Here is a 12,968-nt window from a genome sequence, read left to right on the forward strand (position 1 = left end):
GTCGGCGGGTCAGCCGGTCAGCCGGTCAGCCGACCGTGCCGATGGTCGGTCGGCCCGCCGGCCCGCCGGTCCGCAGGTCGGCCGGTCGGCCGGTCAGTCCAGGTCGTCGAAGGCGTCCGCGAAGTCCAGCTCCGGCATGGCGGCCACCGCGGGGGCGGTGACGCGCGTAGCGAAATCGTCGCGGCGCCGCCCGGCATCCGGATCATGGACATCCGCGTGGACCACGACCCATACGGTGACCTCGCCGCGGATCTCGTCCCGGACCCCCCAGTCGTCGGCCAGGGCCGTGATGATGTTGAGCCCGCGGCCTCCGTGGGCGGTGACCGACGGGGTGGCCGGGGCGGGGCGGGTCGGGCCGCCGCCGTCCGTCACCTCGACGACCAGCCGGCCGCAGGGGTCGACCCGCCAGGCGGCCCGTACGTCACCGTCCCCGGCGAGCGCGTTGCCCAGGGGGCGGCCGTGTTTGCACGCGTTGCTCAGCAGTTCGGAAAGGATCAGTACGGCATCGTCGATGACCGATTCGGCCACGCCACCTCTGCGCAGCTGATCGCGCATCCGGTGCCTCGCCTCACCCACGCCCGCAGGGCCATGGGGTACGGCCATGCTCGACGACGTGGGCACTTCCTGTGCCACCACCAACGCCACCCCCGAGACCTCCTTCGCCCCACGCCACGGTGTGGATGCCCCATTGGCCTGTACCGGAAACCGGCCGGTTCCTGTCCGGTGACGCACTCGCAACGATCGAATACCTACCGAACGCGCCGGAGCACTCCCCGTGACGGCAACCCCGCGACGGCTCCCCGCGGCGCCGCGCGTCCCGGTCAGCGGCCGAGCCGGTGCAGCACCTCGCGGGGACGGTTGGTGATGATCGCGTCCACCCCCAGCTCGACGCAGAGGTCGATGTCGTCCGGCTCGTTCACGGTCCAGACGTGCACCTGGTGCCCGGCCTGCCGCAGCCGCTCGACGTAGGCCGGATGGTTGCGGACGATCCGGATCGAGGGGCCGGCGATCCGGACCCCCGTGGGCAGCCGCCCGTCGCGCAGCCGGGGCGAGGCGAACTGCATCAGATAGACGGTCGGCAGCGTCGGGGAGGCGGCCTGCACGCGGTGCAGCGAGCGCGCCGAGAAGCTCATCACGCGCACCGGCGACTCCTGCGGGGTCACCGGGGCGTCCAGTCCGAACCGCTTCAGGAGCACCAGCAGCCGCTCCTCGACCTGACCGGCCCACCGCGTGGGGTGCTTGGTCTCGATGGCCAGCTCCACGCGGCGCCCGGCGTCGGCGACCAGCTCCAGCAGCCGCTCCAGGGTCAGCACGGAGGTCTCGGCGGGGTCCTCGGGGCGGTGCTCCCAGTCCGGGTCCTCGTCCCGCGCGCGTCCCGCGGGGGTCTTCTTCCAGGAGCCGAAGTCCAGCGCGGCGAGATCGGCGAGCTCCAGGGCGGAGACGGCTCCGCGGCCGTTCGACGTACGGTTGACCCGGCGGTCGTGCACACAGACGAGGTGGCCGTCCGCGGTCAGCCGGACATCGCATTCGAGGGCGTCGGCCCCGTCCTCGATCGCCTTCTTGTACGCGGCCAGGGTGTGCTCGGGAGCCTCCTCGGAGGCCCCGCGGTGGGCGACGACTTGAATCCGGTGCTGCCGTGCAGGGGTCACCGCGTCATGGTGCCACCGGGACGGGGTAGCCGTCGGACCGGTGGGGCTTTCAGAGTGTCCGGGATACGGCGCTTGCAGCTGAAAAATCCTATATAAAGAGTGACCGTGGACGCACAGGCACCGCTTATGGTGCCCTGACGGGCCGTGGGAAAAGCTGACGGCATACGAACGGCACACCAGAAGAACCGGCACAGCTGCGTGACCGAGGATCGAGGAGAAGAGCTGTGAGCACCGAGAACGAGGGCACTGCGGTACCCCCGGCCCCGTCCGCACCTCCCGTGCCGGTGGACACCCCCGCAGCCTCCCCCCACGCGGACACGGCCATGCCCTCCGGCCCGCCCGCGTCACCCGAACAGCCCCCGGCGCACGCCCCCTCCCCCACCCCTGCGGAGGGCGGCGCTCCGCACGCGGGCGGCTCCGCGTACGGCGCGCCCGCCGGCTCCGGACCGGCCCCCGACAGCGGCTGGCCGCCCCCGCCCCCGCCGGGCGGCCCCGCGCAGGGCCCGGCCACCGCGGTGTACGGCGCCGACGGCCCCGGCGGTGCCGGTCCGGGCGCCCCGTGGGGAGCCGCGTACCAGCAGCCCTCGGCGCCCGCGCCGAAGCGGGGCCGCGGCGGCCTGGTCGCTGCGGTCCTCGTGGCCGCGCTGGTCGCGGGCGGCTTGGGCGGCGGCCTCGGCTACACGCTGGCCAGGAACGACGACAGCTCCGGCTCCACGACCGTCTCCTCCGCCGACAGCGGCGGCGACTTCAAGCGCGACCCGGGCACGGTCGCGGCCGTGGCCGCCCAGGCGCTGCCCAGCACGGTCACGATCGAGGCGGAGAGCAGCAGCGGCGAGGGGGGCACCGGCACCGGTTTCGTCTTCGACACCCAGGGCCACATCGTCACCAACAACCACGTCGTCGCGGACGCGGTCGACGGCGGCAGGCTGACCGCCACCTTCCCGAGCGGCAAGAAGTACGACGCCGAGGTCGTCGGCAACGCGCAGGGCTACGACGTGGCGGTGATCAAGCTCAAGAGCGCCCCGTCGGGCCTGAAGCCGCTCACCCTCGGCAACTCCGACAAGGTGGCCGTCGGCGACGCCACGATCGCCATCGGCGCCCCCTTCGGTCTGTCCAACACGGTGACCACCGGCATCATCAGCGCCAAGAACCGCCCGGTGGCCTCCAGCGACGGCACCGGCAGCCAGGCCTCCTACATGAGCGCCCTGCAGACCGACGCCTCCATCAACCCCGGCAACTCCGGCGGCCCGCTGCTGGACGCCAAGGGCAATGTCATCGGCATCAACTCCGCGATCCAGTCCGCCGGCAACGGCCTGGGCGGCACCAGCCAGTCCGGGTCGATCGGCCTCGGCTTCGCCATCCCGATCAACCAGGCGAAGTACGTCGCCCAGGAGCTGATCCGCACCGGCAAGCCCGTCTACGCCAAGATCGGCGCCTCCGTCTCCCTGGAGGACACCACCGACGGCGCCAAGATCACCGACACCGGCGCCGGCGGCTCCGAGCCGGTCGAGCAGGGCGGCCCCGCGGACAAGGCGGGCCTGAAGCCGGGCGACGTCATCACCAAGCTCGACGACACGGTGATCGACAGCGGCCCCACCCTGATCGGCGAGATCTGGACCCACAAGCCCGGCGACCGGGTCACCATCACCTACGAGCGCGACGGCAAGACCCGCACCGTCGAACTGACCCTGGGATCACGCGTGGGCGACAGCTGACGCGGCGCCCCTACCGCACCGAGCCGATGAGCCGATGTGCCGGAGCCACTCCGGCGCGTCGGCTCTCGCCGTTTCGGCTCGCGTCGGCTCTCGCCGTTCCGGCTCGCGTCGGCTCTCGCCGTTCCGGCTCGCGTCGGATCTCGCCGTTCCGGCTCGCGTCGTTTCCGGTGCGTCGGCTCCCGCCGTCGCGGCTCTGGGCCTCCGGATGCTCGTACCACCCGCCCCTCCGTGAACAGTTGCAACCCGCGATAGCCTCTGACGCGCGCACACCAAAGACAACCGGAACGACCCTTGACCGATGACGGCAACGGGGGGAGCGGACCCATGGCGTGGGACGAGTGGGAGCAGCTGAAGCATCAGACTGCGGACCGTCACTCGACGCAGATGCAACTGAACCAGGCACCCGCGACGGGCACGGGTCCCGGCGGAAAACCCGACCTGGTGGTGCAGCAGGACGACCTCGGTGCCGTGGGACACGCGGCGTTCGTCCTGCAGGGCGACCTGGAGAAGAAGGTCGACATCGCCGGCGCCGGCATGAACTCCGACCACGCCGGCTCGACGCACCAGGCCGCGTCGGAGCTGTCCCGGTCGAACTTCACCATGGGCGGCGAGCTGATGACGACGCTGACGGTCTGGGAGAGCCAGGTGAAGGCGGTGCGCCAGGCGTTCGCCCACATCTCCAACCACCTCGACTACAGCAAGAAGCTGCACGCCAACGACGACGCCAAGATCGGCGCGGTGATCAAGAGCCGCGACGGCTCCGCCCTGCCCGCTTCCGAGCTCAGCAAGTACTTCAAGTAGCGGGGAGGCCGCGGAATGTCGCTCACCTACCACGACCTCATGCAGGTCGACCTCGGCAAGCTCGCCACGGCCGTGTCCGACTGGAAGAAGGCCGTCGACAACCTCAAGCAGCTGGAGACCGACGCACGCGACGGGCTGCAGAAGAAGGCCGCCGAAGCGCGCTGGGAAGGCGTGAACGCCGGCGTCACCCGGGAGTTCGTGAACAAGAGCGCCAAGGAGCTGGCGGACCTGCAGGTGGAGGCCAACGGCATCTACAAGGTCCTGGACGACGCGCACCGCGAACTCGAGTCCCTGCAGAAGAGCGTGCGCACCCTCACCGCGGAGGCCAAGGGGAAGGGCTACACGGTCCGGGACAACGGCGACGGCACGGTCAGCGTCGACGCCCACGTCATGCCGGGCACCAGCCCGAAGGACGACAAGAACCTCGAGGAGCGGCAGCGCTACGCCGACTCGATCACCACCAAGGTCTCCCACGCCAACGACATCGACGTCTCGGCCAAGCTGGCCCTGTCGCGCACCCACGGCAACGACCCGTACAACGCCGGCCACGCGAAGTACGACTCGCTCAACGACGCCCAGGTCGAACGCGCCCTGGAACTCGCGAAGAAGCGCGAGAACATGAGCGACCAGGAACTCGCCGAGCTCAACCGGCTGCTGCGCCACAACGGGCGCGAGGTGGACGGCGAGTTCGCCACCGAGTTCTTCCAGGGCCTCGGCGGGCCCCGGCAGACGCTCGAGTTCTACGGCGCCCTGTCGATCGACGGGACCGACGGGGAGAGCAAGACGCGGCTGGCCGGAGTGCAGGACCTCCAGAAGTACCTGGGCCACGCCCTGGCCAACGCCACCGACCCCTACACCCCGCAGAGCCTCAAGGGCGACCGTCAGCATCTGCCGACGTGGTGGGGCGCGGAGTTCCGCAAGCTGGGCACCCAGGAGATCGAGTGGGAGCGCGGCATGTTCAGCCGCCCCTACGGCTACCAGGTGCTCGGCGGCCTCCTCCGCTACGGCAACTACGACCCCGCGTTCCTCACGCCCATCGCGGAGCACGTCACGCAGCTGCATCAGGACAATCCGCACCGCTTCGTGGCGAACAAGCCAGAGGGCAGCGACGACGGTTTCGGATTCAACCCCTCCGGGAAGCTTGGCACTGGCAACGACCCGCTGAACAGCGTGCTGGAGGCCCTTGGACACAGTCCGGAGGCAGCCGAGCAATTCTTCACGCAGCCGCCCACGGCGTACAACGAGGACGGCACGATCAAGTCCGGTGCGAAGACCGACTTCAAGTCCTACCTGGACCTGTTCACGAACAAGGACTTCGAGTGGACGATCGACACGAACGCCGCCAATGTCCTGGCGGATGAGGAGGCGACGAAGAAGGCTCTCAACTTCGGGCCTGACGCCCTCGGCCACGCGCTGGAGGCGGCGACGACAGGTCGTCCGTACGACAGCAACACTGCCGACCCGTCCATTAAGCACAGCGAAGCGCAGGCCAAGCTGGTCCACGACATCGTGGAGAAGTTCGCGGCGCATCCGGACTTGCTGACGCACAACATGAACGGAGAGCTGGAGGAGGAAGAGACCGGGCCGCTTTATGCGCTGCGGGACAGCCTGGGGCATATCTCGGCGGATTACATGGGGGACTTCCAGCGGATGGTGTACCAGGAGCCAGGCGACAGCAGACTCTTCCCAGTCAATGGCGCAGCTGCCAACCTGGATCCCGGAAATGCTCAGAAGTTCCTCGGTCTGGTCGGGCAGGATCCGGACGCGTACAGCGCCATCACTGCCGCGCAGCAGGCATACACCGCGAACGTGGTTCACGCTTTTCTGGAAGCGGAGGGGAAGGGACTCAGCCCAGAAGACAGCGCCCGCGTCGCCCATCTGGTTGCGCCGGGTGCTGCCATTGCCGGAGTTATGAGCAACGCGCGGGCTGACGCGATCTACGACTACCATACTGCCGATGACAAGGCTTTTAACGATGCCGCGGCAGACAACGCTAAGTGGGTGAACCGGATTGTAGGCCTGGGGACGGGAGCCATTCCCGCACCCTTCTCCGTCGTGGGAGAACCCATCAACTGGGTTGCGGAGGATGTATCCGAAAGCATCGTGGAGAGCGTGAAGCAGGACACCACCACTGAAGCTGAACACGCCGCCGGTGCGGATTACTCGAAGGGGCGGACCGCTGTGTTGGATGCATCAGCGGCAGCCGTTGCCAGCTACTTCGACCGCCATGGGGGCATCGACCCGAAAACGAGAGAGAGCATCGATCTAGGGGTTCGCACTCAAGCGGGTGTGAGCCATAGCGAGGGTGCTCAGTGGAACTCCTCGGGAGACGGAACGTGAGGCACCTCCAACGCTCGGCCCGCCTGCTCACCGCAGCTTTTCTCGCGGCTGCTCTTGCCGCGTGCGGCTCGTCGGATGATGAGGGGCTCTCGTATCCCGTCCCGGACAATATGTGTGGCATTCCCGTCGACAAAGACGTGCTGGAATCTCTGCTCGACGACGGTGACAAGCTGGAGCAGGACACTGGTGGCGATACACTCGCGGAAGGCCAGTTCTGCCACATGTATGTGGACGGGAACGACTCCGTGGTGAGTGACGCCGACTGGCGTGAGAGTGGATACGAGCTGCGCGACCTCTTCGAGTTCTACGATGTGAAGGGTCTGCGCTACTTCAAGGGCGGTAGATACGCATCCTGGAACTTTGGGGTGGCAACCGTCATTCCGTGCCCTGGAGTCAGCGAGGAAGGTGACGTGCTGGCCGTCGAGGTCAACGACATTAGATGGAACCGTAAGTCGCAAGCCCAGCTGGAGAAGCTCGTCCCGGCCTACTTCGACGCCTACAAGAAGAAGCTCGGCTGCCCGGCCTGACGGCCACGCCCGGCCTGATCTTGTACGGGCCTCGCCCGCGCGCGAGGCCCGGGGCCGGTACGCTGTACCCGCTCCGTCCCTGGTGGCCGGAGCGGAGGTGGGTTGCCCGAGCGGCCTAAGGGAACGGTCTTGAAAACCGTCGTGGCAGCGATGTCACCGTGGGTTCAAATCCCACACCCACCGCCAGGTGTCCGAAGGGGCGCTCCGTCACGGGGCGCCCCTTCGGCGTGCGGGGCTGGGTCCTCGCCCCGCTCCCTCGTCACCGGCGCCCCCTCGTCAGCCGCGCCGCCGAGGCGATCGTCGCGCGGGCCTCGCGTTCGGTGAGGCCGGTGGTGCGGGCCGCGTCGACGAGGGGGGCGACCAGGTCGGGGCCGATGCCGTTCTCGTAGGCGCGGCAGGCGGCCCAGAAGAGGCGGGTGTTGCGCTGTCCCCGGTGTGCGGCGAGCACGAACTGGACCAGACCGTGGCCGTGGCCGCCGGGCGAGGGGGAGGAGCGCGTGGCAGTCCGTGGGGGTGGCAGCAGGAGGCGCAGCAGGGCGGGCGGGCACGGGGCCGGGGGCAGGTGTGCGGTGCCGGGAGCCGTGCCGTACGACCCGTGTTCGGTGCGGGAGCCGGGGCCGACGAGGTAGCCGCCGGCGCCCCGGACGTCGATGCCGGGGGCGAGGCGGCCGGCGGAGTTCGGGACGACGACGTCCGGAGGGCCGGTCAGCCAGAGGTGACGGCCGCCGCTCGGGGTGGTGACGACGACCGTGGGCGGGATCGTGAACAGGTGCCGCAGGGCGAGTTCGCGCAGGGCCGCCGAGGCGTCCGTGCCCGACTTGGTGTCCAGGTCGATGCCGATCAGGTGGTGCGGGGGCAGTCCGCAGGCGATGCCATAGCCGGTGGCCCAGGGGGCGGCGGCGAAGAGGGCGCGGACACGGTCGGGGTCGGCCGAGGCGTCGTACACGCCGTGTCCGAAGCGGCCGCACTCGCCGTGGCAGGGCAGCGGCACGGGGTCGAGGCGGTGGGGTGAGCGCAGGGCCGGCAGTTTCGTCCGGGACAGGGGGATGACGGCCAGTCCGCGTTCGGCGGCGGACAGGGCGTGGGCGAGGGCCAGGGTCGTGGCCTGCCGGTCGATGGTGGCCATGACTTCATGGTCGTACTTACGTTCGAAAAATAGAAGGGGTGACGGGCGCGGCACACCGGGCGGGACGGATTGGCCGAAAACCTGCCGGAACGCTTCACCCCTTGCGCCGCTTGGGACCGATTCGCCCCATCCGCCCCGGCTCGTCGTCGTGATCAAGGAAAGGTGTCGAGAGGGGTTTATCGACTTGTCCTCACGCTTGAGGGCGAATCACGGCTTCCGGGGTGGTTCGCCGGGGATTCGGTGGGCAACCGTGATCACGCGACGTCGTGCACAGCACCGAGGTGGTCGGCCAACTGCCTTGGGGCGAACCGCACTTACGCACACAATGGCCTCCGGGCCGGTGCGACATTTGCTTCTGGGAGGAACCAACATGGCAAGCATCCGTACCGCCCGCGTCATCGCCGCCGTCTCCGCTCTGCCGCTCGCGGCCGCCCTCTTCAGCGGAGTGGCGACGCAACGACAACGTGGCCGTCGCCTTCACGCCGCTGGTGGTGAACTGACGGGCCGGTGCTCCGGCACCGGCCCAGGACTCTTGTGGGTGCTCTGTGGGGTGAGCGAGGTCCGGCTGAGCGGCGGTGCTTCGGCATCGCCGCTGGGTCGTTTCCGGCCATTTCCGGTCGCTCCCGGCCGTCTCCGGGCCGTTCCCGGTCGTCTCCGGGCCGTCTCCGGGCCGCCGGCCGTCCTCCTCCCGGACGACCCCCAGGGGTAAACCCTCACGTGTCCTCTCCGCCTCCTCCCCCTCCAGGAGGTGCACCCGGCACCGCCTCTACAACCTGAGGGGGACTCGTCTTCGGGACCTGCGGGCGATGAGGACCACGGGCTCGCGAACCTAGCGTTGAGCCATGACCACACCCGTCTGCACCACTGCTTCGGACGCCGCCGCGCCGGCCGTGCGGTCCCTGCCGTACGCCGCCGCGTATCCGTCGTTCTCGTCGTACGTGCGGGCCCGTCAGCCGGTCCTGCTGCGCACCGCCCGGTCGCTGACCGCGAACCCGAGCGACGCGGAGGACCTGCTGCAGACCGCGCTGACCAAGACGTACGTCGCCTGGGACCGCATCGAGGACCACCGGGCCCTCGACGGCTATGTGCGCCGCGCCCTGCTCAACACCCGCACCTCGCAGTGGCGCAAGCGCAGGGTCGACGAGTTCAGCTGCGAGGAGCTGCCCGAGCCGGAGCCGGTGCCCGGCGGGAACGACCCGGCGGAGCGGCAGGCGCTGCACGACGCGATGTGGCGGGCGATCATGCGGCTGCCCGCCCGCCAGCGCGCGATGGTCGTCCTGCGGTACTACGAGGACCTGAGCGAGGCGCAGACCGCCGAGGTGCTGGGCGTCTCGGTCGGCACGGTCAAGTCGGCGGTCTCCCGCGCGCTCGGCAAACTCCGCGAGGACCCGGAGCTGGAGCCGATACGCCGGCCCTTCTCCTAGGGAGTTTCTCGCCGTCCCCGCCGTAGCAGCGCCCTCGCGGTTACCGCAAGGTGACGTGATCGATCACCCTCCCCTAGTGACATACCGCGCGGTATGCGGCCAGAATCAGCGCAACCCCTACCGCCGCGTAGGCAATGTCGCCCCCGGGAGGACGCCGTGCTGAGCACCATGCAGGACGTACCGCTGCTGATCTCCAGGATCCTGACCCACGGGTCCACGATCCACGGATCGTCGCAGGTGACGACCTGGACCGGTGAAGCCGAGCCGCACCGCCGCTCGTACGCCGAGATCGGCGCCCGCGCCGCCCAGCTGGCCCATGCCCTGCGCGAGGACCTCGGCGTCGCCGACGACGACCGCGTGGCCACCCTGATGTGGAACAACGCCGAGCACGTCGAGGCGTACTTCGCGATCCCCTCCATGGGCGCGGTCCTGCACACCCTCAACCTCCGGCTGCCCCCGGAGCAGCTGGCGTGGATCGTCAACCACGCCGCCGACCGGGTGATCATCGCCAACGGTTCCCTGCTGCCGCTGCTCGCGCCGCTGCTGCCGCATCTGAAGACCGTCGAGCACGTCGTGGTCTCCGGACCGGGCGACCGCTCCCTGCTCGCCGAGGCGTCCGTGCCGGTCCACGAGTACGAGGACCTGATCGCGGGCAAGCCGACCGCCTACGACTGGCCGGAGCTGGACGAGCGCCAGGCCGCCGCCATGTGCTACACCTCCGGCACCACCGGCGACCCCAAGGGCGTGGTCTACAGCCACCGCTCGGTCTATCTGCACTCCATGCAGGTCAACATGGCCCAGTCGATGGGCCTGACCGACCAGGACACCTCGCTCGTCGTCGTCCCCCAGTTCCACGTCAACGCCTGGGGCCTGCCGCACGCCACCTTCATGACCGGCGTCAACCTGCTGATGCCGGACCGCTTCCTCCAGCCCGCCCCGCTCGCCGAGATGATCGAGGGCGAGCGGCCGACGCACGCCGCCGCCGTCCCCACCATCTGGCAGGGCCTGCTCGCCGAGCTGACCGCCAAGCCGCGCGACGTCTCCTCGCTCACCCAGGTCACCATCGGCGGCTCCGCCTGTCCGCCCTCCCTCATGGAGGCCTTCGACCAGCTCGGCATGCGGGTCTGCCACGCCTGGGGCATGACCGAGACCTCCCCGCTGGGCACGGTCGCCCGCCCGCCGGCCCACGCGGTCGGCACCGAGGAGGAGCTCGGCTACCGGCTCACCCAGGGCCGCTTCCCCGCGGGCGTCGAGGCCCGCCTCACCGGCCCCGGCGGCGAGCGGCTGCCCTGGGACGGCGAGTCCGCGGGCGAGCTGGAGGTCCGCGGCCCGTGGATCGCCGGCGCCTACTACAACGGCCCGGACGCCGAACCCCTGCGCCCCTCGGACAAGTTCAGCGAGGACGGCTGGCTGAAGACGGGGGATGTCGGCACCATCTCCCCCGACGGCTACCTCACCCTCACCGACCGCGCCAAGGACGTCATCAAGTCCGGCGGCGAGTGGATCTCCTCGGTGGAGCTGGAGAACGCCCTGATGGCCCACCCGGACGTCGCCGAGGCCGCGGTCGTCGCCGTCCCCGACGACAAGTGGGGGGAGCGCCCGCTGGCCACGGTCGTCCTCAAGGAGGGCGCCACCGCCGACTTCGAGACCCTGCGCGCCTTCCTCGCCGAGGAGGGCAAGATCGCCAAGTGGCAACTGCCGGAGCGCTGGACGGTCATCCCGGCCGTGCCGAAGACGTCCGTCGGCAAGTTCGACAAGAAGGTCCTGCGCAAGCAGTACGCAGAGGGCGAGCTGGACGTCACCCGCCTCTGAACCCCGCCGGGGGACGACCGCGGTAAAGCGCCTTCATCGCCGTACGGCAGCGCGTGGTCACCCGCCGTACGACAGCGCGTGGCCACCGCCGTACGACAGCGCGTGGTCACCGCCGTACGACAGCGCGTGGTCACCGCCGTACGGCAGCGCGTGTCACCGCCGTACGGCATGGTCACCGCCGTACGGCGGTCGTCCCCCAGCCCAGCAGCAGCCACAGCCCCGCCACCGCGCACACCCCGCCCCAGCCGAAGTGGGTGTAGGCGGAGCCCGCGAGCGCGGAGGCGGCGGCGCCGCCCGTGAAACCGGCGACCACGTACGCGGTGTTCGCGGTGGCCGGGGCGGAGGTGGTGGTCAGCGCCAGGGTCTGGTTGGCGACGTGCGAGGCGACGAGCGCCGCGTGGATGGCGACCGCCGCGGCGAACAGCGCCACCAGGACGTGTCCCCCGGCCCAGAACAGCGGCACGGACACGGCGGCCAGCAGATACGCGGCCCGTACGACCCGGGCGGCGCCGAAACGGTCCACCAGCCCGCCCGCCAGCGGCGCGACGACACTCGCGGTCAGCCCGAAGATGCCGAACAGCCCCGCGGTGGCGGTGGACAGGCCGTACTCCGGACCGGTCAGCAGCAGCGCCAGCGAGGTCCACAGCGCGCTCCACGCGCCGAACATCCCCGCCTGCCGTACGCAGGCCCGCCACAGGTCGGGCGAGCGGCGGGCGAGGCCGGGCAGCGCGGCGATCCCGCCGAACAGCGAGCCGGTGCGCGGCCGGTGCGCGGCGGGCAGGACCAGCGCGGTCGCCAGCCCGAGCACGAGGGTGAGGGCGCCCGCGCCCGCGAACACCCAGCGCCACCCGAAGGCCTGCCCGGCCAGCCCGCCCACCACGCGGGCCGCGACGATGCCGGTGAACAGCCCCGCGATCAAGGCCGCGACATGGCGGGCCCGGCGCTCGGCGGGGGCGCGCTCGGCGACCAGCGGGACGAGCAGTTGGGGGATCACGGTCGCCGCGGAGGCGACGAGGACGGCCGCCGCGAGCACGGCCGAGCCGGGGGCGGCCGCGGCGCCGGCCAGCGCGGCGGCGGTGACCACGGTGAGACCCGACACCAGCCGGCGCCGGTTCACGCTGTCGCCGAGCGGGGTGAAGAGCAGCAGCCCGAGCGCGTAGCCGAACTGCGCGACCGAGGCGATCCAGGCGACGCCGGAGGGCGTGCTGCCGTAGTCGCGCGCGATGAGGGTGAGCAGTGGGGCGGCCAGGTAGATGTTGGCGGCGGTGACCGCGCTGCACACGGCGAGGAGGGTGAGGAAGAGGGCGGGGGCGAGGCCGGGGCCGGGGGCGCCGGGTACGGCGGGTGAAGCGGTGCGGGCAGCGGTACCGGGGGTGGTGCGGGCAGCGGTACCGGGGGTGGTGCGGGCAGCGGTGCGGGGCTGCGTGCTCGTTGACGGAAGGCGCATCAGCGGGGGACCCTTCGAGCCGACTCTCATAACCAACCAGTTGGTTGGACTAGGGGAAAACAGTCTGTGCCGCCCTCGCATTCCCGTCAACCAAACGGTTGGTTACCCACCGCGCTACCCTGACCCC

10 protein-coding genes and 1 tRNA gene are annotated in these 12,968 nt (G+C 70.6%); 7 read left to right on the forward strand and 4 right to left on the reverse strand.

Annotation, left to right across the window (positions count from 1 at the left end; translation table 11 throughout):
• Nucleotides 1-93: 93 nt before the first annotated feature.
• Together AB0K92_RS07955 and AB0K92_RS07960 are read right to left on the reverse strand one after the other, a co-directional pair.
• Nucleotides 94-732, reverse strand: a complete 639-nt coding sequence (locus tag AB0K92_RS07955) for an ATP-binding protein (RefSeq protein ID WP_365920480.1) — start codon at nt 730-732, stop codon at nt 94-96.
• An 89-nt stretch (nt 733-821) separates the two neighbouring features.
• Nucleotides 822-1,649 carry a glycerophosphodiester phosphodiesterase gene (locus tag AB0K92_RS07960; protein ID WP_365920482.1) on the reverse strand — a complete coding sequence of 276 codons (828 nt, stop codon included), beginning with the start codon at nt 1,647-1,649 and terminating at the stop codon, nt 822-824.
• 224 nt (nt 1,650-1,873) lie between these two features.
• Here AB0K92_RS07960 and AB0K92_RS07965 point away from each other — a divergent pair, with 224 nt between their 5' ends.
• The 5 genes from AB0K92_RS07965 to AB0K92_RS07985 all read left to right on the forward strand — a co-directional run bounded on the left by AB0K92_RS07965 (nt 1,874) and on the right by AB0K92_RS07985 (nt 7,218).
• Nucleotides 1,874-3,364: a trypsin-like peptidase domain-containing protein gene (locus AB0K92_RS07965; RefSeq protein WP_365920484.1), complete on the forward strand. Its 1,491-nt coding sequence runs from the start codon at nt 1,874-1,876 to the stop codon at nt 3,362-3,364.
• Nucleotides 3,365-3,688: 324 nt separating this feature from the next.
• A complete protein-coding gene (locus AB0K92_RS07970; protein ID WP_365920486.1) occupies nt 3,689-4,165 on the forward strand; it encodes a hypothetical protein in 477 nt (158 codons plus the stop codon).
• 15 nt (nt 4,166-4,180) lie between these two features.
• On the forward strand, nt 4,181-6,505 hold the full coding sequence (locus tag AB0K92_RS07975) for a DUF6571 family protein (protein WP_365920488.1): 2,325 nt from the start codon (nt 4,181-4,183) through the stop codon (nt 6,503-6,505).
• Nucleotides 6,502-7,032 carry a hypothetical protein gene (locus AB0K92_RS07980; protein WP_365920490.1) on the forward strand — a complete coding sequence of 177 codons (531 nt, stop codon included), beginning with the start codon at nt 6,502-6,504 and terminating at the stop codon, nt 7,030-7,032. The genes AB0K92_RS07975 and AB0K92_RS07980 overlap by 4 nt, the downstream gene beginning before the upstream one ends.
• A 96-nt stretch (nt 7,033-7,128) precedes the next feature.
• Nucleotides 7,129-7,218, forward strand: a tRNA-Ser gene (locus tag AB0K92_RS07985).
• A gap of 73 nt (nt 7,219-7,291) precedes the next feature.
• On the opposite strand, the gene AB0K92_RS07990 is transcribed toward AB0K92_RS07985, so the two are convergent.
• Nucleotides 7,292-8,158 carry a bifunctional DNA primase/polymerase gene (locus tag AB0K92_RS07990; RefSeq protein ID WP_365920492.1) on the reverse strand — a complete coding sequence of 289 codons (867 nt, stop codon included), beginning with the start codon at nt 8,156-8,158 and terminating at the stop codon, nt 7,292-7,294.
• A gap of 842 nt (nt 8,159-9,000) precedes the next feature.
• Here AB0K92_RS07990 and AB0K92_RS07995 point away from each other — a divergent pair.
• Nucleotides 9,001-9,582 carry a SigE family RNA polymerase sigma factor gene (locus AB0K92_RS07995; protein ID WP_365920494.1) on the forward strand — a complete coding sequence of 194 codons (582 nt, stop codon included), beginning with the start codon at nt 9,001-9,003 and terminating at the stop codon, nt 9,580-9,582.
• A gap of 168 nt (nt 9,583-9,750) precedes the next feature.
• The gene (locus AB0K92_RS08000) at nt 9,751-11,394 is read left to right on the forward strand and encodes a long-chain fatty acid--CoA ligase (protein ID WP_365920748.1); all 1,644 of its coding nucleotides are present in this window, start codon (nt 9,751-9,753) and stop codon (nt 11,392-11,394) included.
• A 172-nt stretch (nt 11,395-11,566) separates the two neighbouring features.
• Here the strand turns inward: AB0K92_RS08000 and AB0K92_RS08005 are convergent, their stop codons facing one another.
• Nucleotides 11,567-12,841, reverse strand: a complete 1,275-nt coding sequence (locus AB0K92_RS08005) for an MFS transporter (RefSeq protein ID WP_365920496.1) — start codon at nt 12,839-12,841, stop codon at nt 11,567-11,569.
• Between the last annotated feature and the right edge of the window lie 127 nt (nt 12,842-12,968).

The sequence above is a fragment of the Streptomyces sp. NPDC052687 genome, from assembly GCF_040678395.1.
Lineage (GTDB): Bacteria > Actinomycetota > Actinomycetes > Streptomycetales > Streptomycetaceae > Streptomyces.